Source organism: Tetragenococcus halophilus (assembly GCF_001712815.1).
In the GTDB taxonomy this organism is placed as follows: domain Bacteria; phylum Bacillota; class Bacilli; order Lactobacillales; family Enterococcaceae; genus Tetragenococcus; species Tetragenococcus halophilus.
Genome location: NZ_CP012047.1, coordinates 662,707 through 685,715, shown reverse-complemented (window position 1 = coordinate 685,715; position 23,009 = coordinate 662,707). Strand labels below are relative to the sequence as shown.

At 36.9% G+C, this 23,009-nt stretch carries 19 protein-coding genes and 1 other annotated feature; of the genes, 4 read left to right on the top strand and 15 right to left on the bottom strand.

Going from position 1 to position 23,009, the window contains the following annotated elements; genetic code table 11:
* Positions 1 to 4 precede the first annotated feature (4 nt).
* From AC806_RS03195 to AC806_RS03165, 7 genes are all read right to left on the bottom strand, one after another.
* Positions 5 to 1,315, bottom strand: coding sequence for a bifunctional folylpolyglutamate synthase/dihydrofolate synthase (locus AC806_RS03195; RefSeq protein ID WP_069028760.1), 1,311 nt, complete (start codon positions 1,313 to 1,315; stop codon positions 5 to 7).
* Positions 1,316 to 1,396: 81 nt separating this feature from the next.
* On the bottom strand, positions 1,397 to 4,042 hold the full coding sequence (locus AC806_RS03190) for a valine--tRNA ligase (RefSeq protein WP_069028759.1): 2,646 nt from the start codon (positions 4,040 to 4,042) through the stop codon (positions 1,397 to 1,399).
* A gap of 333 nt (positions 4,043 to 4,375) precedes the next feature.
* Positions 4,376 to 4,589 (bottom strand) — a binding site (T-box leader).
* Positions 4,590 to 4,620: 31 nt separating this feature from the next.
* Entirely contained in the window at positions 4,621 to 5,115 is a 495-nt protein-coding gene (gene tpx / locus AC806_RS03185; protein WP_014124354.1) for a thiol peroxidase, read from the bottom strand.
* A 110-nt stretch (positions 5,116 to 5,225) separates the two neighbouring features.
* The gene (locus AC806_RS03180) at positions 5,226 to 5,888 is read right to left on the bottom strand and encodes a redox-sensing transcriptional repressor Rex (protein ID WP_069028758.1); all 663 of its coding nucleotides are present in this window, start codon (positions 5,886 to 5,888) and stop codon (positions 5,226 to 5,228) included.
* A 231-nt stretch (positions 5,889 to 6,119) separates the two neighbouring features.
* Positions 6,120 to 7,331, bottom strand: a complete 1,212-nt coding sequence (gene thiI / locus AC806_RS03175) for a tRNA uracil 4-sulfurtransferase ThiI (protein ID WP_069028757.1) — start codon at positions 7,329 to 7,331, stop codon at positions 6,120 to 6,122.
* A gap of 11 nt (positions 7,332 to 7,342) precedes the next feature.
* Positions 7,343 to 8,485 (bottom strand): cysteine desulfurase family protein, encoded by a 1,143-nt coding sequence (locus AC806_RS03170; protein ID WP_014124351.1) that lies wholly within the window; start codon positions 8,483 to 8,485, stop codon positions 7,343 to 7,345.
* Positions 8,486 to 8,958: 473 nt separating this feature from the next.
* Positions 8,959 to 10,683: a septation ring formation regulator EzrA gene (locus AC806_RS03165; RefSeq protein ID WP_069028756.1), complete on the bottom strand. Its 1,725-nt coding sequence runs from the start codon at positions 10,681 to 10,683 to the stop codon at positions 8,959 to 8,961.
* Positions 10,684 to 10,986: 303 nt separating this feature from the next.
* On the opposite strand from AC806_RS03165, the gene AC806_RS03160 reads away from it, so the two are divergent.
* The gene (locus AC806_RS03160) at positions 10,987 to 12,336 is read left to right on the top strand and encodes an aspartate kinase (RefSeq protein ID WP_014124349.1); all 1,350 of its coding nucleotides are present in this window, start codon (positions 10,987 to 10,989) and stop codon (positions 12,334 to 12,336) included.
* 91 nt (positions 12,337 to 12,427) lie between these two features.
* On the opposite strand, the gene AC806_RS03155 is transcribed toward AC806_RS03160, so the two are convergent.
* On the bottom strand, positions 12,428 to 14,071 hold the full coding sequence (locus AC806_RS03155) for a peptide ABC transporter substrate-binding protein (protein ID WP_069028755.1): 1,644 nt from the start codon (positions 14,069 to 14,071) through the stop codon (positions 12,428 to 12,430).
* A 216-nt stretch (positions 14,072 to 14,287) separates the two neighbouring features.
* Between AC806_RS03155 and AC806_RS03150 the strand changes: the two genes are divergently transcribed.
* A complete protein-coding gene (locus AC806_RS03150; RefSeq protein WP_069028754.1) occupies positions 14,288 to 14,740 on the top strand; it encodes a DUF2188 domain-containing protein in 453 nt (150 codons plus the stop codon).
* A 74-nt stretch (positions 14,741 to 14,814) separates the two neighbouring features.
* On the opposite strand, the gene AC806_RS03145 is transcribed toward AC806_RS03150, so the two are convergent.
* Genes AC806_RS03145 through AC806_RS03135 form a run of 3 tightly spaced genes read right to left on the bottom strand, consistent with a single transcriptional unit; the run spans position 14,815 to position 17,021 of the window.
* Positions 14,815 to 15,318, bottom strand: a complete 504-nt coding sequence (locus tag AC806_RS03145) for a pyrophosphohydrolase domain-containing protein (RefSeq protein ID WP_069028753.1) — start codon at positions 15,316 to 15,318, stop codon at positions 14,815 to 14,817.
* Positions 15,319 to 15,332: 14 nt separating this feature from the next.
* A complete protein-coding gene (locus AC806_RS03140) occupies positions 15,333 to 16,175 on the bottom strand; it encodes a Cof-type HAD-IIB family hydrolase (protein ID WP_069028752.1) in 843 nt (280 codons plus the stop codon).
* Positions 16,176 to 16,190: 15 nt separating this feature from the next.
* The gene (locus AC806_RS03135; protein ID WP_069028751.1) at positions 16,191 to 17,021 is read right to left on the bottom strand and encodes a DUF72 domain-containing protein; all 831 of its coding nucleotides are present in this window, start codon (positions 17,019 to 17,021) and stop codon (positions 16,191 to 16,193) included.
* A 143-nt stretch (positions 17,022 to 17,164) separates the two neighbouring features.
* Here AC806_RS03135 and AC806_RS03130 point away from each other — a divergent pair, with 143 nt between their 5' ends.
* Positions 17,165 to 18,133 (top strand): asparaginase, encoded by a 969-nt coding sequence (locus AC806_RS03130; protein ID WP_069028750.1) that lies wholly within the window; start codon positions 17,165 to 17,167, stop codon positions 18,131 to 18,133.
* Between the two features lie 50 nt (positions 18,134 to 18,183).
* On the opposite strand, the gene AC806_RS03125 is transcribed toward AC806_RS03130, so the two are convergent.
* Together AC806_RS03125 and AC806_RS03120 are read right to left on the bottom strand one after the other, a co-directional pair.
* Entirely contained in the window at positions 18,184 to 18,921 is a 738-nt protein-coding gene (locus AC806_RS03125) for an acyl-ACP thioesterase domain-containing protein (protein WP_014124341.1), read from the bottom strand.
* Positions 18,922 to 19,068: 147 nt separating this feature from the next.
* Entirely contained in the window at positions 19,069 to 20,463 is a 1,395-nt protein-coding gene (locus AC806_RS03120; protein ID WP_014124339.1) for an L-cystine transporter, read from the bottom strand.
* Between the two features lie 249 nt (positions 20,464 to 20,712).
* Between AC806_RS03120 and AC806_RS03115 the strand changes: the two genes are divergently transcribed.
* Positions 20,713 to 21,885, top strand: a complete 1,173-nt coding sequence (locus AC806_RS03115; RefSeq protein ID WP_061841436.1) for an MFS transporter — start codon at positions 20,713 to 20,715, stop codon at positions 21,883 to 21,885.
* A gap of 207 nt (positions 21,886 to 22,092) precedes the next feature.
* Here the strand turns inward: AC806_RS03115 and AC806_RS03110 are convergent, their stop codons facing one another.
* Together AC806_RS03110 and AC806_RS03105 are read right to left on the bottom strand one after the other, a co-directional pair.
* Positions 22,093 to 22,671 (bottom strand): GNAT family N-acetyltransferase, encoded by a 579-nt coding sequence (locus tag AC806_RS03110; RefSeq protein ID WP_069028749.1) that lies wholly within the window; start codon positions 22,669 to 22,671, stop codon positions 22,093 to 22,095.
* Positions 22,671 to 22,856, bottom strand: a complete 186-nt coding sequence (locus AC806_RS03105) for a hypothetical protein (protein ID WP_069028748.1) — start codon at positions 22,854 to 22,856, stop codon at positions 22,671 to 22,673. The genes AC806_RS03110 and AC806_RS03105 overlap by 1 nt, the downstream gene beginning before the upstream one ends.
* Between the last annotated feature and the right edge of the window lie 153 nt (positions 22,857 to 23,009).

Here is a 23,009-nt window from a genome sequence, read left to right as displayed (position 1 = left end):
CTGATTAAGAAATAAGATCTTTAATTAATTTACGTACCTCTGCCACAAAGTAAAGAGAACCTGTTACTAAAATCATATCGTCATCAGAAATTTTTTCCAAAATATTTGCTAAACCAAAATGCCATAGAGATACAATATTGATTCGATCTTCATCTATTCGTTGATAATTTTTTTCTAAACGCATAACCCCTGCATAATCAAAATTTGTCAGATAAATTTCTGCATTAGAAATTTCCAATAATTGCTCAAGCATTCCTTCAACATTTTTTCTTTCTAAAGCTGAAAAAATTACATAGATATGACGATTTTTAAACTCATTATTGATATTTTCTGCTAACCGCTTGATCCCTTGTTCATTGTGCGCACCATCTAATATAATCAAAGGCTCTTGATTGATTCTTTCCATTCTGGCTGGCCAAGCTGTTTTTAACAAACCATTTTTTACGTTTTTTTCATCAAATGGAATTTTTTTAAATTGGCACACTAGATAGAAAAGTTGAACAGCCACAGCCGCGTTTTCTGTCTGATGTTTTCCAAGTAAAGAAGTGATTAGTTTAGGAATTTTCCCCGCTTCATTATAAAAGTCAAATTGCTCGCCCCAGTCAGGATATGGTCCTTTATAGTCAATAGAGTAGTCCACATTAAAATGATAAACCTTTGCTTGCTTTTTTTCAGCCGTTTCTTCGATGACTTTTAGTGCCTCAGGAGGAATTTTTCCAGTCACAACAGGCACCTTATCTTTGATAATACCTGCTTTTTGAGCAGCAATTTTTTCAATAGTATCGCCCAATACTTGTTCATGGTCCATCCCAATAGTAGTGATAGCTGTAAGCAAAGGAGAGATAATGTTCGTACTATCATACAAACCACCCAAACCAACTTCTAACACTACCATATCAGGACCTTGTTCTTTAAAATAAAGAAAGGCAGCAGCAGTCAATACTTCAAATTCTGTGATCTCAAAAAGATCGCTAACAGCATCAGCTGAATCAATAATAGCTTGTATTTTTGCTACAATATTTGTCAATGCATCGTCAGAAATGGGCTGTCCATTGATAGCGATTCGTTCATTAAGTGCTTCAATATAAGGTGAGGTAAAGGTCCCGATCGACCATCCCGTTTCCTGTAACATGGCAGATAAAAAACTAACGGTGGAACCTTTCCCATTTGTTCCAGCAATATGAACAATTGAAAGATCTTTTTCCGGATGATCCAAGGCATCTAACAAGGCACTGATGCGTTGCAAACCTGGTTTTGAACCAAACTTTTGTCGACTTTCAATAAACTGGATCGCTTCTTCTGCTGTTTTTATCACGATATTTCACCTCAAAAATTATTATAACAAATTGATTCAACACATACTATGATCCACGATCCAAAAAGAGTAACTAGCGTGTTATTGCTTGATTTTTTGTAACTGTTCAATCCGTTCTTTTACTGTTTGTTGTTTTTCCAGGTAATCTTTTTGTTTGTCGCGTTCACTTTGAACTACCTCTGCAGGTGCATTGGCAACAAAGCGTTCGTTAGCCAATTTATTTTTCACACGCGCTACTTCTTGATTCCATTTTTCCAATTCCTTTTCCAAACGATTCAACTCTTCGTCAATATTAATTAAGCCAGCCAATGGTAAATAAATATTTGCGCCCGTCAAAACAGCCGTCATCGCCAACTCAGGTGCTTCTAATTCGCTATCGATGACCAGTTTTTCCGGATTACAGAAGCGCTCAATATAGTTTTTATTTTCTTTTAGAAATGTTTCAATGGCCTGATCACTCGTTTGAATAAGCAATGTAATTGGTTTGGAGATCGGTGTATTCACTTCAGCACGAATGTTACGTACGGAACGTATCAATTCCATTAACACATTCATGCCTTGTGCTGCATCTTTATCATTAAATTTTGGATGAACTTCTGGATACGATGCGATCACAAGTGAAGTGCCATTGTGTGGTATCTTTTCCCAAATTTCTTCTGTGACAAATGGCATAATCGGATGTAGTAAACGCAAAATCTGGTCTAGAGTATAAACAAGAACGCTCTTGTTCATTTGTTGTGCTTGTTTATCAGTGCCGTAAAGTGTCTCTTTACTCATTTCAATATACCAATCACAAAAATCATCCCAGATAAAGTTATATAACTGACGACCCGCTTCTCCAAACTCAAAGCGTTCAAATAGTTCTGTCACTCTTGCTACTGTTTCATTTAGACGTGTTAAAATCCAACGATCTGCCACTGACTTTTTCCCATTAAGATCGATATCTTTTGCAGTCATTTCCTCTACATTCATCAAAACAAAACGAGCCGCATTCCAAATTTTATTAATGAAATTCCAAGCAGCATCCATTTTTTCATAACTAAAACGAACATCTTGTCCAGGCGTAGAACCATTTGATAAGAACCAGCGCAGCGCATCAGCGCCGTATTGATCAATAACTTCCATCGGATCAATGCCATTTCCTAGTGATTTACTCATCTTACGACCTTCTGCATCTCGAATCAGTCCATGAATCAAAACATTTTCAAATGGACGTTCATTGGTAAATTCTAAACTTTGGAAAATCATACGGCTAACCCAAAAGAAAATAATATCGTAACCTGTAACTAGTGTGCTTATTGGGAAATAGCGTTGAAACATTTCATCTGAAATATCGGGCCAGCCCATAGTTGAGAACGGCCATAAAGCAGAACTAAACCAGGTATCTAAAACATCTTCATCTTGTTGCCAATTTTGACTATCTTGTGGCGCTTGCATGCCCACATACATTTCACCTGTTTCTTTATGGTACCAAGCTGGGATTTGATGTCCCCACCATAATTGCCGAGAAATTACCCAATCATGAACATTTTCCATCCATTGTAAAAAGGTTTGGTTAAATCGACCTGGATAAAAATCAACAGCAGCCGAAGTGTCTTGATTATCAATGGCTTGTTGCGCTAAAGGTCCCATCTTTACAAACCATTGTTTTGATAAACGAGGTTCAACGACAGCGTCACTTCTTTCAGAGTGTCCCACGCTATGTACCATTTTTTCTACTTTGACCAAGCGACCTAAATTATCCAAATCTTCTACAATCGCTTTACGAGCAGCAAAGCGATCCATATTCGTATAAGCGCCCGCATTTTCATTCATCGTCCCATCATCATTCATCACATTTACACGAGGCAAATCGTGACGATTACCTACTTCAAAGTCATTTGGATCATGAGCCGGCGTGATTTTTACTACACCTGTTCCAAATTCGCGGTCAACATACTCATCTGCCACAATAGGGATTTCTTTATCCATTAATGGTAAAAGCACTGTTTTGCCAATTAACTCTTGGTAACGTTCATCATCTGGATGAACTGCCACCCCAGTATCTCCCAACATGGTCTCTGGACGTGTTGTCGCAATTTCTACTACGCCTGAGCCATCCGTTAACGGATAGGTCATATGGTAAAAAGCACCTTCTACCTCTTTATGGATAACTTCTATATCAGACAAAGCCGTTCGTGCTTGCGGGTCCCAATTAATAATATATTCGCCACGATAAATTAGAGCTTTTTCATATAATTTAACAAATACTGTTCTTACAGCTTCTGATAACCCATCGTCTAAAGTGAAACGTTCGTGTCCATAATCCAGCGACAAGCCTAATTTTTCCCATTGTCCTCTGATATGTTGCGCATATTCTTCTTTCCAATCCCAAGCTTGTTCCATAAATTTCTCACGACCTAAATCATAGCGAGAAATTCCTTGCTCCTTTAGCTTCGCTTCTACTTTAGATTGGGTCGCAATCCCTGCATGGTCCATTCCTGGAAGCCATAGAGTATCAAAGCCTTGCATACGCTTTTGTCGGATAATAATATCTTGTAAAGTGGTATCCCAAGCATGGCCTAAATGTAATTTTCCAGTAACATTAGGCGGTGGAATAACCACTGAATATGGCTTTGCTTTTTGATCACCACTTGGTTTAAATAAATCCAGTTTTAACCATTCTTGGTAACGACCGCTTTCGACTTCTTGCGGTGCATATTTTTTTGATAATTGATTTTCTGACATTTTACTTCCTCCTTGTAAAGATCGCATACTAATTTCCACTTTGTTGGGCTCACTTTTTCTTAAAGCTCGTTATTTTTCACTGATAGTAAAGGTAAAGGATACTACGCCTCGCTTTCGCTCGCCCTAGTACTGTTCATCACTTCGCTTACGCTTCGATCTCATCAAGGTCTAAGCGACAAGTCGCTAAGGCCTTGAAGGATCTACTTTCAGCTCCTTTTAGTCGCTGAATCGTAGTGATTCGGTTTGGGGAACTACGCTCGTTCCTCTCGCCTAGTACTGTTCATCAGCTACTCTTAGTGATTCACAGCAAAAAAGCCCTAAGATGTATATACATCTTAGGGCGCTATTTACGCGGTACCACCTAATTTGCAGTCTTTACGTACTGCCGCTTCTAAGTGAATTAACGATCACGACTCGTTTGGCTCTACTTTTTTCAAACCAAAGACTATCAAGCTACCTTCACTACCTATTGTTGAAAATTTTTCAGCCAGGAATTTTCTCTCTAAAAACAATTCAGTCAGTTACTCCTCTTGATCCTCGTCCGCTTTATTTTACAATGCACATTTTTTAAAGTCAACTTAAATTAAGGCTTTTGCTTCTTTTAAAGCTTTTTGATAATCTGGTTCATCAGACATTTCCGGTACAAACTCTTCATAAGTAATTGTGCCATTTTGGTCAAGCACAAAAATACTTCTAGTAAACTTATCTGCTTCTGGAATATAAAGATTATAGGTTTTACCAAAGGTATTTTCTGGATCGTGTAACATAATCATATCCACGCCTTCTTGGCCACACCATTTCGCCTGATCTTCTTTTGTATTATTTGAGATAGTAGCAAAATTAACATCTTCAAGCTGGCTAGCTTCTTGATTAAAACGTTTTGTTTGTAAGGCGCATACGCGGGTATTGATATCAGGAACAACACTCAAAATTGTAGGTTTTCCATTATCGAAATCTTCCAAATTATACGTACGATCTTGCAAATCTTTCAAGGAAAAGGAAGCTGCTTTTTCACCAACTGCTGGTTGTTGCCCAGGTACTTCTAATTCTTCGCCTTTACGTGTAATAATCATCTTTTTCTCTCCTTAACTATTTATCACTGAAAATAACATTTAAAAACTTTCAAAAGTTTTTAACTTACTGTTAGTATAAAGTAGTCAGAAAAATTTATAAAAAAATATGCTTATGAAGGAACAGCTGAAGATGTGTTCTTATAATGACGATCAAAAAAGAGCAGGGTTAGCAGTTCAGTTGTTAAATCAATATAGCGTATACTAACATGCTTTGGTATCTCTACCCGATCAGGCGCAAAGTTTAATATTGCAGTAATTCCACTATCAACCACTACGTCAATGGCTTGTTGCGCATTTTCACTAGGCACGGTCGATATCACCACTCTAATATTTTTTTCTTGCGCTATTTGTTTAAAATCATCCATGCTATAAACATGAAAACCCGCGATCGTTTGACCAATAATTTCTGGATCTATATCAAATACACAAGAAATCGTAAGGTTTTTATTACGTCGAAAATTATTATTGGCTAACGCTTTACCCAAGTTACCAAAGCCAATGATAGCTACACAACTTTTTTCTTTGCTATCTAAGATCTCACTAAACACTTTAATCAAATAACTAACTTCATAACCATAACCACTACGACCCAGTTCACCTAAATAAGAAAAATCACGGCGTATCGTAGCAGAAGGAACCTGTGTGATCTCAGAAAGTTGTTTTGATTTAATTCGTGTCATACCTTTTGTATCTAAAATTGTCAGGTTCCGTAAATACAACGGTAGCCTTTTAGCTGTAGCGCGCGGTATTTTTTCCTTATTATAATCTTTCACTTGCTAGCCTCCTTGTTAATTTGTTCACATAAAAGTGTATCACTCTTCCTGTATTTTAGCAATAGTCCACTTTCATTGGAGTAAGTTTCACACTTTTTCACAATATAAAATATCATCCTACCTTTTACTTATCGTTAAAAAAACTCAGTTAATCTTTTTATTGTCTTTTTTTCTTTTAAAAAAGGAGTAAACTCATCCACTAAAAGGATAAATTTACTCTCTTTTCTCCTTTTATAACAATTCAGCAAATTCGTCTTCTTGTTCTTGCAGGCTTTCTGGAACAATTTCCTCTACTTTAATATTTGTCAAAGCTCGTTCAATGAGTCCTTCAATGTCTAGTCTTTCTTCATATTGATGAACTTTATCCAAATGAGGCTTAGTTTTAGGTTGAGGTGGCGCAAAAATAGTACAACAATCCTCAAAGGGTTGAATCGACAGGTCAAAAGTATCAATTTTTTGAGCAGTATCAATGATCTCAAGTTTATCCATTGTCGCTACAGGACGAATAATCGGCGTATTAGTGACTTCATTAATCGCGACCATACTTTGTAAAGTTTGAGAAGCCACTTGTCCCAAAGATTCCCCATTTAATATCACTAATCCGCGCCGTAATTGGCGAATGCTATCTGTTAAGCGCAACATCATTCGTCGAGTGATCGTCATCCAGTATCCTTGAGGGACTCGATTTTTGATTTCCTCTTGAACTTCAGTAAAAGGCACTTCAATAAATTGAATTTGTCCCACATAAGGCGCAAGTTTTGCTGTGAGGTCTTTGGCTTTTTGTAGTGCCTGTTCACTAGTATAAGGAGGGCTAGCAAAATGAACTGCCTCAATTTCCACGCCACGTTTCATGGCCATATAACCAGCTACTGGAGAATCAATCCCCCCGGAAAGCATCAGCATCCCCTTGCCGCTTGTCCCAACCGGTAAACCAGCCGCACCAGAAATTGTTTCATGAGATAAAAAGGCACCGTTACTACGAATTTCTACCCGTAGATTAATATCTGGTTTTTTCATTTGTACTTTAATCTCAGGAAATCGTTCAATAACTGCGTCACCTACTGTAACATTCAATTCATTACTCGTTTGTTCAAATGAATGGTCACTGCGCTTAGCAGTTACTTTAAAACTTTCTTTTCCTGTATAGATTTCACTGACCATTTCTTGGGCACATTTTTTAATTTGCTCAATATCTTTTTCTACTCGTATACTTGGTGAAAATCCTTGGATACCAAACACCATTTTTAGTTTAGGAATAATCAAATCGCTATCTTCGCCATTTAAAACTAAATGCATCCGATCACGATCTGCATGAATTTTTAATCGAGGAAAATCAACCAACGCTTGTCTTACATTTTTAGCCAGTCGTATAATAAATGAACGTCGATTCTTTCCTTTTGTCGATAGTTCGCCATAACGAACCATGATTTCTGAATATTTCACAAAAACACCTCTTAATTAACTTTTGAAAATTTTTGATACAACTGCTCAAATACAATCATAAACTGTTCAACTTCTGCCATCGTATTACTTTCATCTAAACTGATCCGAATCGCACAAGTCGCCAAATCACTTGAAACATTCATCGCTGCAAGCGTGCTTGATTCTGTATTCTTTTTACTTGAACAAGCACTTGTAGTCGACACAATAATCTCTTTTTCTTCTAGGGCATGGACGAGTACCTCCCCACGAATGCCCTGTAATGCTATACATAAAATATGGGGAGCGGCGTTTTCCTCGAGCGAAAAAATTGTCACCTTATTATAAGTACTCAACCCATCTATAAGCGCTCTTTTTAAGTTGGCTAAGTGCTCTGGACGTTGCGCTTTCTTTTCAAAAACAATTCGTAAAGCCCTAGCCATAGCTACAATCGCCGGTACATTTTCTGTGCCACTACGTTGTTCTTTTTCTTGGCCGCCGCCTGTCATTAGTGCTTGCATGCGTCGTCCTTTTTTCCAATAAATAAAACCTACGCCCCGTGGACCATGAAACTTATGAGCAGAAAAACTAGCAAAATCAACACGTGGCGTCAGCCATTTATCTCTATCAACTTTAGCAATTGCTTGAACAGCATCCACGTGAAAATGGATTTTCGGATAGTTTTCCAGTAGCTCACTAATTTCTTTAATAGGTTGGATTGTGCCTATTTCATTGTTCACTGCCATTACAGAAATTAAAACAGTATCTTCTCTAATGAGTTCAGCCAGTTGTTTGACATCTACAAAGCCTTCTGCAGTTACCGGTGCTTGGTCAATTTCAAAACCAAAATCAGCCAATTGCTCAGCTGTTTTTTTTACAGCAGGATGTTCAATACTTGATATAATTAGATGTTTTCCATAAGGTTGTTTTTCAAAAGCAGTCCCTTTTAACACCCAGTTATCACCCTCTGTTCCTCCGCTGGTAAAAACAATCTCTTCAGAAGTAACCTGTAGCATATCTGCAATTTGTTTTCTAGCTTGCGTTAACAAACGATTCGCTTGCATGCCAAGGTAATGTAGACTTGAAGGATTGCCAAATACTCGTTGACTGGTTTTTACATATGTATCTAAACTTTCAGGCAAAATTGCCGTTGTTGCACTATTATCAAAATAGATCATTTATATAAGATCCTCTCTATAAAAATACTGTTTCATTATATCCACAACTGTGATTAGTTTCAAGTTCGACGATTGATACCACTATTCGTCTGATTCGAAGGTATAGGACACTACGCCTCGCTTTCGCTCGCCCTAGTACTGTTCATCTCTTCGCTTATGCTTCGATCTCATCAAGGTCTAAGCGACAAGTCGCTAAGGCCTTGAAGGATCTACTCTCAGCTCCCTTTGGTCGCTGAATCGTAGTGATTCGGTTTGGGGAACTACGCTCGTTCCGCTCGCCCTAGTACTGTTCATCATCTACTCTCAGCTCCCTTTGGTCGCTAAATCGTAGTGATTCGGTTTGGGGAACTACGCTCGTTCCGCTCGCCCTAGTACTGTTCATCATCTACTCTTAGCTCCCTTTGGTCGCTAAATCGTAGTGATTCACAGCAAAAAAGCTGGTATGAACTTAAAGAAGTTCAAAATCCAGCTTTTTAGACTAATTCTTCTCGATTTTCGTAGTAAAAGTCTTCAATCCGTTTAAAAGCTCCTGGTTCTACTCGTTCCAGTGCCGTACCGATCTCATCTAAAGCATCTTTGTAACGATATTCATAATAAAACAGATCAAAAGCACGTTCAATCGAAGCTTTCACTTCAGCATAAGAATGACGATAGCGATTAGCGTGCTGCATCATTTGTTCAGTTAAAGCAGCCTCATCAAGCATATCATGCGTTTTTTCTGTTAAAACACTTAGATCTTCTTTACAAAGGGCAACCATCTCGTTGACTTCATCCATGTCCACTCGAATTTGATTCAATGAATCATCTAATTCTTCTAAGCGGTCAGTTACGCCATAGAAATAATTAAGATAATCACCTGGCAAACCAGGCAAGCGTTGTTTTTCCACCAAGCGTTTTAAGTTACGTAAATCAAACTCGAGATCTTCTGCTTGCTGTTGCGCAACTTTCTCGCCCTTACGTAATTCTCGGATCGCTTGATCGATCTCAACTTGTTCGCTTTCAACCCCATCCAAAATTCTGTACGCTTCTTTATAAAAGCTTTGTGCTTCAGAATAAGCAATCTCATGAGCTTCAAGCTGAGGATCCACTGAGTCATTCCGGCGAGCAACTTCTTCAATTTCTGTTTGGAAACCACGTACTCGTGCTAGTTCATTATGATTCAAGGTATAAGTCTGCGAAGTATGATCAAGTTCAATCAATAGTTGACGATTATTACTTGTCGCATGTTGAATGTAATCCGCCACTGCTTTACGATTTTTTGTGACATAATTTTTAGCTTCGATCTCACGTTCCATTACGTCGTATAACTGATCAATTTGATCGGCCGTTTCAATGTTTGCAGCTTCCACGGTTGAAATTTCGACTTTTTCTAAATCTTCTAATGAATGCTCAACGCGATGATGCACTTGCTGGATATCTTGGGCAAAATTTCCTACAGGAAGCACATATTCCTGCTCCATTAATGTTTGATATCCTTCTTCGATTTCTTCTAATTGTTCAGGGAATGTTTTATGCAGCTTTTCATATTCATCAGGAATTTTTCTCATGAGTTCTTCTAGTTCAAAAGTATGCTTTTCAGCTGATTCTAGAATATCTCGAGCTTCTACGGGATCACCAGAAGTATTTAGTGTAATAAACTGTGTAAATTCACTTTCTACACTTTTTACTTGTTTTTGCACTTCCGCAAAAGCAGGTCCGAACTGATCCCCGTTATCTCTTAGCGCTTGTTTCATTTCTTCATAAACATCCATTGCTTGTTGGACTTTCAATGAATTGCGCTCTTCGCTTTCACGTAATTCTTTAAAGCCTTGACGGACTTTTCCTATTTCGTCTTCAATATCATCCATCGTTTTTTGCGCTTTTTCCACTGCTGCTTTGGCTTTGACAAAGCGAAAAGCTTCATTCAAATTTTCGATCTCGAAAATTTGACTTTCTAATTCAGCAAATTTGTCAGTAGAAAGTTGCTCCCACTTTTGTTCCCACTCTTTAAAATTACTTTGGCTCTGTCCTACAAGACGCATCTTTTTTATGGCATCGATATCTTCTTTAATAGACGAGTCAAATAAAGCTTTCTTTCGGTCTTCTAAAGCTTTTAACTTCTCCTGATTTTTCTTGCGCATAAAAAAACCTATACCATAAACAACCGCTGCAAGCACAACGATCGCTATCACAATTCCTAAGATCAGATTACTTCCCATTTAGCTGCCTCCATTTTTGATCCTATCCATCAATCTGTAATAAAAGACAGATGATTTTATTTACTTGATCATTACATCCCATAGAGATTCATTCTTTTCTAAAGAAAAGACATCTAGCTTTGATTATAGCATAAAGACAGTTGCCAATCACTATGAATCCTTAAAAAAATGATACTTTATTGTGCCAATTTTTTCAATTATTTGTTTCTTTTTTAAGAGATCTATACTACAGCCCTTGATTTATAATCCATTTAAAGGTACGCTATTAAAAAAGTTTTTGAATGAGTCAGGCGGAGATAATTTATGAAAACAGCAAAATTCGGCGGTAGTTCTTTAGCGAACGCAACACAATTAAAAAAAGTCGCAGAAATTATCAAGTCAGATAATACTCGACGCTTTGTGGTGGTTTCTGCACCTGGAAAAAGATATGCAACAGATCAAAAAGTAACTGATTTGCTGGTTGAACTTTATCAAAAAAGAATTAACAATGAAGCAACAGATGATTTAATCACTAAAATTTTTGCACGCTATGAAGAAATCAGTCGAGAGTTTCAAATCGAAAAAAGTATTTTAACTGAAATCTATCAGTCTTTGGAAAGTTTAAAAAATTTACCGACGGCAGATAATCCTCATTTTTTTGATGAAATTTTATCAAATGGAGAAAATAATAACGCCAAACTTGTGGCTGGTGTTTTACAAGCAGAAGGTGTCGATGCCCGTTATATTAATCCTCAAGAATTGGGAATTTTTGTATCAGACGAACCTTTAAATGCGCGTATTTTATCAAAAGCTTATCCAGCGATGAAAAATTGGCGTAACAGTTCAGAAGTCTTAGTGATTCCTGGCTTTTTTGGTTATACGGAAAAAGGCGAAATTTGTACCTTCTCTCGGGGGGGTTCAGATATTACTGGGGCGATCGTCGCTTCAGCAATGAATGTGGATTTGTATGAAAATTTTACTGATGTCAATGGTATTTTTGCAGCACATCCGGGTTATATTCACCATCCAGAACCCATTCGTGAAATTACTTATCGAGAAATGCGAGAGTTGTCTTATGGCGGTTTTTCGGTTTTCCATGATGAAGCCTTAATGCCGTCTTATCGCGCGAAAATCCCAGTGGTTATCAAAAATACAAATAATCCAGCACATCCGGGAACACTAATAACTAATGAGCGCGAAAATAAGGAACAACCGGTCGTCGGTATCACAAGTGATGATGGTTTTAGTATGATCTATCTTAATAAATACCTGATGAACCGGGAAGTTGGTTTTACATTAAAAGTGTTAGAAATTTTTAAGGAATTTAATTTAAATTACGAACATATGCCTTCAGGAATTGATGATATTTCCATTATTTTACGGGCGAATCAATTGACCCCTCAATTAGAGGAAGACTTATTACGAAAGATCGCATATGTTATTGATCCTGATGAACTTCGTGTTATTCATGATCTTTCTATGGTTATGATCGTCGGTGAAGGCATGAAACAAAGAATCGGAAGTATGTCTGAAAGTACGGCAGCTTTGGCTAGAAAAAAGATCAACATTGAAATGATCAGTCAAGGAGCTTCTGAGGTGAGTATTATATTTGGTATCCATAAAGAACGCGAGCAAGATGCTATCCGAACATTGTATTATACCTTTTTTGAGTAAGAATATTATCCGTCATCCAATAAGGATCATAAGAATAAAAAATTTACTATAAAGCAAAAACCGGCTGAATTTTTTCAGCCGGTTTTTACTATCATTCTTCTATCGATACCCATTTATAATCATATTTCGCACCGGCACTATGAGACACAATGCCTTTTACTTTATCAGAAACCATATGACCTTCTGCTTTTTGATAAACAGGAATAACACCCATTTCTTCATTGATCACTTTTTCAGCGTCAAGCAAATCTTGAAAACGTTCTTTAGGATCGTTTACGTGAGTTGTTGCTGAGTCTTCAACTAATTTGTCATATTCATCATTACTCCATTTACCAAAGTTATACGAATTTCCTGATTCAAACAAATCAGTAAAACTGCTAGGATCTGCGTAATCAGCTCCCCAACCGCCAACAACAGCATCGAAGTCTCCTTCGGTAGAACGATCGATACGAACAGTAAATGGCACCGTCGTTGAATTAACTTTCATACCATCTAGTTCCTCCCAAGCACCTTGAATGTATTCACCTACTCTTTTAGTAGAATCTGTATCCTCAGCTAGCAAGTCAAATTCTAATGAATCGATATCTAGTTCTTCTTTAGCTTTTTCCCAATGTTCTTGTGCTTTTTCTGGATCATATTCTAACGTAGAGTCCGAAACTTCGGTAAAATCTTCATCAGTATCTGGATCTTTTCCAGTTTCTTCAGGAAGTAAGTTTGTCGAAGCGACAGAACCATCCCCAAGGACTTGTTCTACTAAAGATTCGCGGTCAATAGCATAAGACAAAGCCAAACGAAGGTCTTTATTTCTAAATGGAGAGTCTTCGTCCTCTTGATTTAGTTCAACATAAGAAGTACGCGCTTCTTTTACGGATTGATATTCTGGATCATTTGCATTTTGTTGTGCTAATTCCCCGGTAAGAACAACATCATCTGTTTGGCCATCACGAAATAAATTCAAACCTGTTGAAGATTCTTTCACGACTGAAACATTGATTTTATCTAGATTGACACTGTCTTTATCCCAATATTCATCATTGGCGGTATAACTCCATTCAGTATCAGAACCCGCTCCTTCAAACTCAGTTAAAGTAAACGGACCATTATAAACTGAGTCATCACCTGTTTTGGCATAATCTTCCCCTTTTTCTTCAACGATCTCTTGTGGTTGCGGGAAAAAGGAAGCAAAAGCTAATAAGTTATCAAAAAATGGTGTGGGTGTATCTAATTTAATTTCCAATTCATAATCATTTACCGCCGTAATCCCCAATTCTGAAGGATCCTTATCTCCTTCGATAATATCGTCTCCATTTTCAACATAACCATAAAGGTAGGCGTATTCTGAAGCTGTTTCCGGGTCTACCGTGCGTTGCCAACCGTAAACATAGTCATCGGCTGTCACTGGATCGCCATTAGACCATTTGGCATCTTCTCTAAGTTTTATATTGTAAGTCATTCCATCTTCTGAAACCTCAGCCATTTCAGTGGCTCCAGCTGGTTGTGGTTCATTATTTTTATCTAAACGATAAATTCCTTCGTAAACGTTATTAAGCGCTGTAAAACTAATTGTATCCATTGCTAATGATAAATCAGCAGATGGCATTTCTTGTACAACCGACAAATTAAATTCTTGTGACTCACTCTCTGCTTCACCGCTTTCTGCTGTATCCCCTGTGGTACAAGCAGTTAGCAGTACCGTACTAACCAACATAAGCCCAAACAACTTTTTCTTTTTCATTCAAACACTCCTTCTTATATAATTTGAACTCCTTGATATGAATAACATTGTACAAAAACTGTTATTATTTTGCAATTAAATTTTCAAAAAATTTTCTATTTTCCAACTTATCTAAAAATTAAGTCCTTATGGCATTTTACGAAGAAAAGAAACCGTATTCTTTTCAAAAAATAAAAAAATTATTTATAATGAAAGTAAGAAAGGAGCGGATAAGAAATGGTTTGGAATATGAATGATTATCCAAGTACGATGAAAAACCTAGATTCATTAGTTCGCAAAAAGGCCATCGATGTGGCTAACGCTTTACTACAAGATGGTTATCCGGAAGGCCGCGCGATTCCAATTGCGACCCAACAAGCACAACAATGGTACGATAATGCAAGTTCAGAAGAAAAAGCAGCCTTTCGTCAAGAAAAACCGCCCCAAAAAAATGATTCTCATGCTGGTTCAAAAAGAAGCGGAAAATTATTAGATGCAGATGTTAAAGTAAATTACTCAGACAAACAATGGCAAGTCATATCAAAAGGTGCTAAAAAAGCAAGCGAAACTTATGACACTAAAGAAGAAGCCATTGAACGAGCAAAATATATCGCTCAGAATAAAGAAACCAGCTTGGAAATTTATAAAGAAAACGGTGATCTCCAAGAAACACGTGACTTCTCTAAATAATCACTTACCACGTTTATAAAAGGAAAAATCCTCCTGAACTGTTTTTCAGGAGGATTTTTTCAGTGAAGCATTTTTTACTTCTCTTCTTTTTGCCTTTGTAATTCTTTTGTTATTTTGCCCTCGGGCGCAAAATCTACTTCCCAATTCGCTGGTTTCAACACTTTATGGGTCTTTTTATCATAATGTGGCTCGCCATCTGGAAATACTTTGCCCATATTCGCTTGATGAACAATATCCATTATCGGTTGGGGATCAACGCCAAGTAATACAAAAGAACCATAAGTAAAGTACATGATATCTGCTAAAGCATCTGTTTGTGCAACTAATGGATTCGTTTCAGCATTTTGTTTACTTAAAACTTTTTCCTTGGCTTGTTCAATTGCCTCATGCAAACCATCCACTAATTCCAAAAATTCTTCCTTATTATCTGGACTTGCAGCATACAATAATTCAACAATTTCTTCTACTTTAAAACTTGCCCGATGAAGTGCCTTACTTTTAGTAAAAGCGGTTGGTTCATCAGGTTGTTCGGGATTAAAAGTTGCATGAAATTCTTTTGCCATTTCAAATGGATCCAAAAATATCTTCCTTCCTATTTTTTAATTAAATTAAAATATCGCAAAGCAGCAGTGATACCATCTTGGTTGTTTGTGGTTGTCACATAATCCGCCGCTTGTTTTGTCTTTACCGTAGCATTCCCCATCGCAACGCCCATACCAGCACCTTGTATAATTTCAATATCATTTAAATGGTCACCAAAGACCATCGTTTCTTCCAGTTTAATGCCTAAATGTTCAACCAAAAACTTAAGACCCGTTAATTTTGAGCTTCCTTTAGGTACAAGATCAACTGAATATGGATTCGAACGTTTAAGATCACAATGAGGTAAAGCTGCTGCCAATCTTTCATTCTCATATTCCGGACTCAACATGACACACTGATAGATAGGTTCTTTTAAAATAGCAAGGTTACTATATCTTTGTTTGCGTCGATTAGGACTATATTTTTGTAAAAAGCGTTTCATTTTCCGGATAGGAAAGTAATGCGGCACAAAACGCATAAAGTGTAATAAAAGCTGAGATTGACCAAAACGCATCGTCCAACTCCCTGCAGAATGATTTTTTCCACATAAGATCATTTGACGAAAATGCTGGTCTGCATAAGAAACAATCTCAGTTAAAGCTTCTGATTCAAAGGCGCGCTCATAAATCATTTGCTCTTTAGTATAAACAAGTTGACCGTTACAGGCGATAAATAAATCAAAAGGCAAATCTTTTAAAATATGAGCAATACTTTTGGGCGTACGAGCAGTGGACACACCACAAACAATCCCCTTTTTATGTAAAGCGCTAATCGCTTTTTTCGTATTTTTAGCAATTCTTCCCTTATTTGTCAAAAGGGTTCCATCTATATCAAAAAAAACCGCCTTTATCATTTCTTCACCGACTTCTTAGAACAAGCCTAATTGGCTAGGGTTTAAATTCTCAAAATCAAGTTGTAACAGGTCTTTAAACTGTAACGCATTTTCCGCTGCGTCACCCCCAGCATTATTATTAAAAATAATCGCAACTTGCTTACTTTGGTCTTTTACCGCAGCAACTGCCTCTTGTAGTTCTTCTAATTCTTCCTTACTATAACGGTAATTGGTGCGCAAACGTTTAGCATCTGGTCCAGTAGCGTTCCAACCGATATCATTACGTCCATGAAAACGAAAAAAGACAAAAGACGAGTTGGTCACATAAGAGTCAAAAGGAATCGTAGTCGATAATTTCTTTGGCTCATCAACGATCACTAAAGAAAATTTCTGTTCCTGCATAAATGCTCTAGTCCGCGCCAAAAAGGTTGAATCATACCAGCTGTTATTACGCAGTTCAACAGCCATCGGTATTTGCGGAAACAACTGACGAAGTATCCTCAAATAGTCGACATTTTCGCGCCTACAATCAAAATAAGGCGGAAATTGCGCTAATAAGCAGAATAAATTTCCCTGCTCAATCATAGGTTTTACACTTTCCAGCAGTTCTTGCGCAAGTTCTTTTAACGATTCGCCTTCTGTAAGCTCCTCATGCTTAGTAAAAACCTTAGGTAATTTCATAATAAATTGAAAACGCTCAGGTACTTGTTTTAACCATTCCTTAACATAAGTTTGTTTAGGAATGGCATAAAAACTTGTATCCATTTCAACCAACGGAAAGTAAGCAGCGTATTCAAATAAACTACTTTCTTTTTTTCCGGTCAAATAGGTATGTTCTTTAAAACTTGTACAGCCAATCTGAATCATTTTACTTCCCTCTTTATTTTAAAGTTTAATCTATTATAAAGAGAAAAAATGTCTGACGCAACAAAATACAATTTGTTGTGTTTTCTTTTCCTCGCTTTTACGATAAAATTGATAGACTAATTAAAAAGGAAAGGGTGAAAGTAATGAAACAGATTCTTGTTTTACATACTGGCGGCACCATCGCTATGAAAGAAAATCCGTCTACGGGAAGCGTAAGTCCGGACGCAAAAAATCCATTAACAGATGCACCGATTCCCCTGCCAGAAGACGTTCAGCTGATCACAGAAAATATTTTTAACCTCCCTAGCCCGCATATTACACCTGAACGTATGCTTAAAATAAAAAAACGTATACAAGAGGCTTATCAAAATGGCATAGATAGTGTGGTTATTACCCACGGCACTGATACTTTGGAAGAAACGGCTTATTTCTTAGATCTAACGATCGGTAACTGGCTTCCAATTGTTCTCACGGGTGCAATGCGTTCAAGTAATGAGTTAGGTAGTGATGGCTTATATAACTTCGCCAGCGCTATACGAGTAGCAGCTTCACCAGATGCCAAAGACCAAGGTGTGTTAGTTGTGATGAATGATGAAATTCATGCCGCTCGTTATGTAACCAAAACTCATACTACAAATGTCGCGACTTTTCGCACCCCTTCTATCGGTCCCATTGGTATGATAAATAAAAATAACGTTATATTTTTACAAAAAATTTTGCATTCACAATATACAGACATCTCCTCAGCATCTGGCTTTATCCCTATCCTAAAAGCTTATGCTGGTATGAGCGGTGAATTATTAGAAGGCTTAGCTCATCTATCGCTAGATGGCTTAGTCATTGAAGCCTTAGGAGCAGGTAATTTGCCTCCAGAAAATATCGTCCCTTTACAAAAACTATTGGATGCTCAAGTGCCAATTGTTTTAGTCTCACGTTGCTTTAACGGGATTGCTGAAGCTGTTTATGATTATAGAGGCGGCGGAAGCGAGTTACAAAAAATGGGCGTGGTTTTTTCTCCAAATATTAATAGTCAAAAAGTCCGAATAAAATTATTAATTGCGAATAATCTCCAACTAAAAAAAGACGAATTGACCGACTTTATGCAACATTAAAAGAGTCCCTTGTTAGCTAGACTTTTATGCTAATTAACAAGGGACAACTTTTATTTTTCTTGCCACTCAATTTGAGCTTCACAATATTTTTTATCTGCAATTTTAATCGCATGACGTGTTTGCTTGCCACTTTCCTGATCCACGATCTCATAAAGACTTTCAATCTGCTTGCCATATTCAACTTCTTTATCAAAACGAACGTTTATATATTTAGGCTCATAAGTGGTTAAAAAGTCATAGCCCAAGCCATCAATCAACCAATCAAAGTACACGGAATTATTGACATGATGATTACTATCGATATCATAAAATCGAACGTTATATGCAGTACTACTTGGATTTTCTAAAGACTCAACTTTTGGTGGACGTTTGATTTTAGTAATTTTTTCACTTTCAAACGGTGCAATAATGTCTTCAGTTACACTACTAATTTTACGTGTTGTATAGTTCATTAAAGAAAAAATAGATTCAATATGGACTAGCTCTTCCCCAGATTCTGTGGTAATCCAAAAGTCCCGATAGCAGAAATATTTATTATATTGCATTGCTTGAGTCGTCACTTGAATTTTTTCATTTACCCTTGGTAAACGAGAAATGAAAACTTCATAATGTGTGATAATCCATGTTACACCAAATTGATGTATGTAATCATTTCCTCTGTTCAATAGATCACTTTGTTCTTCTGACACCTTGATGACAATCGCAATCATGGTCGAAAGTTTCATTGTATGGTTTACATCACACTCGTAATAAGTCACCTCATGTGGAATTGTATATTTTGCTCCCAAACCAACAATCCTCCTTTATAGCTATTAAATATTCAACAAAACAATTATAACAGAAAATTTTTTATGCGTCTGTTCTTCCCTTGTTTTCTCTTTTTAATCTAAAAAAAAGAAGAGCACGCGCACTCTTCTTTAAGAAAATTCTTTTAATTAAACTTCATTTTCTGTAACTACTTGGTTAGAATCATTTAAGGTATCGCGATCTAAATCATGGAGCCTTGCGCTTGTTACAACGCCGACAACCATACTATCACTGACATTAACTAATGTTCTAGCCATATCAATTAATGGTTCAACTGAAATCACTAGACCTACGATAGCTAACGGCAAGTTCATTGAACTCAATACGATCAATGAAGCAAATGTCGCGCCACCACCAACACCAGCTACACCGAATGAACTAATCGTTACCACTAGGATTAGCATCAAAATAAAACGCCAATCGAAAATGTCAACGCCAGCCGTTGGTGCTACAATAGTAGCCAACATTGCTGGATATAAACCAGCACATCCGTTTTGTCCAATAGAGATACCAAAGCTTCCTGCAAAGTTTGCTGTCGCATCTTCGACACCTAAAGCTTTCGTTTGCGTTTGCAGATTCATTGGTAATGCGCCCGCACTTGAACGTGAAGTAAAGGCAAAACTCAATACAGGGAATGATTTTTTAAAGTAAGTGATCGGATTTACCCGTACAGACATGAGTAACAAACTATGCATAAGTAACACGATAATTAAACCTACATAAGAAGCGATAATGAATGTACCTAGGTTAATAATTGCACCAAAATCACTTGTTGCTAGAACGTTTGTCATCAAAGCAAATACACCAAAAGGCGTAAGGCGTAAAACAAGCGTTACAATACGCATAACGATATTGTATAAGCTTTCGATAATACGATTGAACGTTTCAGCTTGTTCTGGCGCTTTGCGCTTGACACCTAAGTAAGCTACACCAACAAAAGCAGAGAAGATAACAACACCAATCGTACTTGTATCCCGACTACCAGCAAGGTCCGCAAACACATTCGTTGGGATAAAAGATAGAATTTGTTCAGGAATTGATAGATCTTGTACTTCTGATTGTTGTTGCGTAATTTCAGCAATCCGGCTTGTTTCTTCAGAACCTTGAGTAAATTGGGCTCCGTCCAAATTAAACAACATAACCATTGAAATTCCAATCAAAGCAGCAACTGCCACAGTTCCTAACAGTGTTGCTAATACGGAAAAACTGATTTTCCCGATTTTTGAACTTTCCTTCATGCGTGTAAACGCACTTACAATGGAAACAAAAACCAATGGCATGATGAGCATTTGAAGTAATGCAACATAACCGTCACCAACAATGGACATCCAATCAAGCGACTGTTCTACAACTGGACTTTCTATACCAAAAATCAGCTGTAAAAGGCCCCCAAAAAGGATACCAGCAAACAAACCAGTAAATACACGCGTTGAGAACTTCGCATGTATTTTTTGCATGTGATAAAACACATATAAAACTGCAACAAATAAAAGTAAAACAATTACAGTGAGCAGATTTGTCATTTAACTTCCTCCTTTAATTTCTACGTATAATGACAAGTCCGTCAAGGGAAGTAAAGGTTCCTAGTGACCATTCTTCAACAGTACACTCTAATGAAAATGCGTGTGAAAGATTCATTAGTGACGGTTTCATTATAAAAGGACACATATCGAATGTCTAATATTTGTTCTTGTATTTAGTAAGTTAGCAACTGTTAGCTATTGAAAAGTTGTGCTATAGTAGATAAGCATGCAGTAAAGGAGGCATTTTTTATGGAAAAACAATCCAATGATTTAACAAAACAGTTCATTTTTTTACTGGCAGCAACTTGCGGTATTGTGGTTGCTAATATGTATTATGTGCAACCAATTGGCACGCAAGTCGCTGAAAGTTTTCAGGTAAGTACCAGCTCAATTGGCAGTGTAACGATGCTAACACAAGTAGGTTACGCTCTAGGTTTACTATTCATTGTCCCTTTAGGAGATGTTTTAAATAAACGAAGGCTTATTATCTCAATGGCTGCCTTATCCTCCTTATCATTATTAGGCGCTTTTTTTGCGCCAAATTTTCAATTATTTATCCTGGCAGCCTTTATGATCGGATTACTTTCAGTAGTCCCACAAATTATTATTCCCTATGGCGCAGTATTAGCTGGGCCCGAAAAACGGGGCCAAGTCATGGGAAAACTTTTGAGTGGGCTTTTGATAGGAATTTTATTATCACGCACGTTTTCTGGTGTTGTAGCTAGTTTTTTGCCTTGGCGTTCTATCTATCTCATTGCACCACTATTGATTATCCTGTTGACCATTTTACTTACATTTAAAATGCCAAAAGATCCAGTTAAAAATGCCACACTTTCTTATATGGATTCATTGAAAAGTATCCCTTTATTAATAAAAAAACAAAGAGCCCTTCGTGAAGCAGCTGTTTCTGGATTTTTTATGTTCGGAACTTTTTCAATCTTTTGGTCTACGCTAATTTTTTATATTAGTAGTCCTGTTTATAATTGGGGAACTTTTGAAGCAGGAATACTTGCTATTTTTGGTTTAGCCGGAGCTGTGGCAGCACCACTTGTCGGAAAACTATCCGATCAATACGCACAACGAACAATCGTGTGGATGGGAATTATCATGCAGACAGTTAGCTTTATTATTCTACACTTTTTTGCTGTGCATATTCTTCCGTTAATTCTATCTATTATTTTATTAGATATCGGCAATCAATTTGGTCAAGTAGCTAACCAAACTCGAGTACAGAATTTAGGAGAACAAGTCAGCAATCGTAACAACACTGTGTTCATGTTTTCTTATTTTATAGGAGGCGCACTCGGCTCTTTCCTAGGAACAACAATGTGGGAACAAGCAGGTTGGCTCGGCGTCACTTTGACTGCTCTATCTTTTCAATTATTAGCGATGATTTTCCACTTTGTTGTTTTTAAAAAGTAAGATCAGTGAGCTTTATTGGAGCAGATTCAACAGCGTTTTCTGCTTGCTTTGAGTTATCGGGACAGATTCACCATTGACTGTTGATCTTTTTATGCTATCCAGGCAATTATCATCTAAAATCAAAAAAACCGAACGTTTCTTTCAGCTAGAAGACCTAGAACAGTTAGTAGAAGAACGCAAAAAAAGCCCTATCAGAGTCACGGGGCTTTAGTTATTGTAAATAATATCATTTATTTTCGTTAAATTAATCATCATAGGATAAAAATTCAGGGAATTATTTTCTTTATCAGAAAGAGCTACGAATTCAAATCCTAAATCTTTGTAAAATTCAGTAGCTTCATATAATGCATCTATATAGATACTATTTACAGGTAAGGTATAGTGAAACCTAAAATCTAATACATCCTGATAAATCGCACCTAACATTTCCGCACCAACATATTGTCTTTGAAATTCTTTCGCAACGCCAAAACACATGATTTCAAGTACTGGAAAAGATTTTGTATTGAAACGTTGTATCAATTCATTACCAAATCTGGAACCCATAAAAGATTTAAAATTTTGGTATCCTTTTAAATAGTCTATGTCCAAGTTTTTCAATGATAAAGTGTAAAATCCTTGTATTTTTTCTTTGTTATCATCGAGAAAGAGCGTAGTATTCCCAAGGCCATACTCCTCTAATGTTGCTGCTTCATTATGAAAAAAATCATTTAATCTTTTATTATCACAATCAAACGCTGCTATTTTGTCTGAGTAAACAAAGGAATTGTAAAAATATTTTTTCATCAACGTTTACTATTATTTATATTTTTAGCAGATTTAATTAATTTGGCCGCTCTGCTAACACTTTTTTTGTATTCAGATTCATTGAGTAAAGTTTTTTTTCTTCCAGAAGCCAAAGATTCAATTTTTTTATACTCTTTGTCATCTTTAACTAAAATAGATGGGTTTTCACTTAAATTAGCTCGCATGACCGTCCCCTTCTTTCTTCTGATATGCAGCATCCTTATATAAGGAAGAATAGCACAATAACTTCTGATATTCAATTCTGAACAACTTATCGTACAAAAGGTGAAAAAACACCGAGATCTTTTTGTACGATTATACTATGTGATCAAGCAGTT

Coding starts and splice junctions, on each gene's coding strand:
- AC806_RS03160 (WP_014124349.1), top strand. CDS start 10,987: ATGAAAACAGCAAAATTCGGCGGTAGTTCTTTAGCGAACGCAACACAA.
- AC806_RS03150 (WP_069028754.1), top strand. CDS start 14,288: ATGGTTTGGAATATGAATGATTATCCAAGTACGATGAAAAACCTAGAT.
- AC806_RS03120 (WP_014124339.1), bottom strand. CDS start 20,463: ATGACAAATCTGCTCACTGTAATTGTTTTACTTTTATTTGTTGCAGTT.
- AC806_RS03155 (WP_069028755.1), bottom strand. CDS start 14,071: ATGAAAAAGAAAAAGTTGTTTGGGCTTATGTTGGTTAGTACGGTACTG.
- AC806_RS03115 (WP_061841436.1), top strand. CDS start 20,713: ATGGAAAAACAATCCAATGATTTAACAAAACAGTTCATTTTTTTACTG.
- AC806_RS03140 (WP_069028752.1), bottom strand. CDS start 16,175: ATGATAAAGGCGGTTTTTTTTGATATAGATGGAACCCTTTTGACAAAT.
- AC806_RS03165 (WP_069028756.1), bottom strand. CDS start 10,683: ATGGGAAGTAATCTGATCTTAGGAATTGTGATAGCGATCGTTGTGCTT.
- tpx (WP_014124354.1), bottom strand. CDS start 5,115: ATGATTATTACACGTAAAGGCGAAGAATTAGAAGTACCTGGGCAACAA.
- AC806_RS03105 (WP_069028748.1), bottom strand. CDS start 22,856: ATGCGAGCTAATTTAAGTGAAAACCCATCTATTTTAGTTAAAGATGAC.
- AC806_RS03190 (WP_069028759.1), bottom strand. CDS start 4,042: ATGTCAGAAAATCAATTATCAAAAAAATATGCACCGCAAGAAGTCGAA.
- AC806_RS03170 (WP_014124351.1), bottom strand. CDS start 8,485: ATGATCTATTTTGATAATAGTGCAACAACGGCAATTTTGCCTGAAAGT.
- AC806_RS03130 (WP_069028750.1), top strand. CDS start 17,165: ATGAAACAGATTCTTGTTTTACATACTGGCGGCACCATCGCTATGAAA.
- AC806_RS03135 (WP_069028751.1), bottom strand. CDS start 17,021: ATGATTCAGATTGGCTGTACAAGTTTTAAAGAACATACCTATTTGACC.
- AC806_RS03110 (WP_069028749.1), bottom strand. CDS start 22,671: ATGAAAAAATATTTTTACAATTCCTTTGTTTACTCAGACAAAATAGCA.